We start from the raw sequence: 906 nt of genomic DNA, 5'->3' as shown, positions 1-906 counted from the left end.
AGAGTCTGTTTTGAAAATCAGGGATGAGTGTTTCGTCGGATGAGAATTCCGCCCATGGCGACGAGGATCATCGCGTGCGAGACGTCGATGCGCTTTTCGTAGTCGCGGACGAGGCGGCGCCATCTGGTCATCCAGCCGAACGTCCGCTCCACGACCCAGCGGCGCGGCAGGACGTGAAAGCCCTTTTGGTCATCGGATCGGCGGATGATCTCGACCACGAAGCCGAGATAAGAGGCCTTTTCCATGAGTTTGAGCCGGTCATAGGCGCCGTCGGCGAACAGGTGCTTCACCCAGGGCCAGCGCTTGCGGATGCCGTCCAGGATCGCCTGGGCGCCGGCACTGTCGGAGATGTCGGCAGGCGTCAGATTGACCATCAGGAGCCGGCCATCCGTGTCGACGGCAATGTGGCGCTTGCGGCCGACGATCTTCTTGCCAGCGTCGTAACCCCTTGTTTCAGCGTGCGGTGCCTTGACCGACTGGCTGTCGATCACCCCCGCCGAAGGGCTGGCCTCGCGTCCGGCTTGCTCTCGGTCCAGCATCAGCGCCACGTCGTGGATGGTCTGGAACAGAAAGCGCCGCGCCAGCTCGCGGAACCAGCCGTAGACCGTCTGCCATGGACCAAAGTGGATCGGCAGCATCCGCCAGCCGCACCCTGAACGAACCAGGTAGCGCACCGCATTGATCACCTCGCGGAACTCGACCTCCCGTGGACGGCCTCGCCGCCCTGGCTTGGGCATCAGCGGCGCCATCCGCTCCCACTCCTCGTCCGTCAAATCAGACGGATAGCGCTTGGTCTTCTTTGCGATCTCGGCCATCCGGCCACGGCTCTGTTCCGTCCACATCCATAGCTTGAATCATATCCTCGCTCGCCGAGAAAGCCCCCATCCGCAATTTCCAAACGGTCTC

General features: G+C 62.6%; 1 protein-coding gene. It reads right to left on the bottom strand.

The genetic code is table 11. The features are described from left to right. Positions 1 to 17: 17 nt before the first annotated feature. Positions 18 to 842 carry an IS5 family transposase gene (locus ACTOWL_RS37945; RefSeq protein ID WP_441326479.1) on the bottom strand — a complete coding sequence of 275 codons (825 nt, stop codon included), beginning with the start codon at positions 840 to 842 and terminating at the stop codon, positions 18 to 20. Between the last annotated feature and the right edge of the window lie 64 nt (positions 843 to 906).

It is taken from the genome of Inquilinus sp. CA228 (assembly GCF_052078665.1).
GTDB lineage: Bacteria > Pseudomonadota > Alphaproteobacteria > DSM-16000 > Inquilinaceae > Inquilinus.
Note: the sequence above shows the minus strand (reverse complement) of the source record. Positions and strands in the feature narration are given on the sequence as shown.

Bases quoted from the DNA above. Each gene is read 5' to 3' on its own strand.
- ACTOWL_RS37945 (WP_441326479.1), bottom strand. From the start codon at position 842: ATGTGGACGGAACAGAGCCGTGGCCGGATGGCCGAGATCGCAAAGAAG.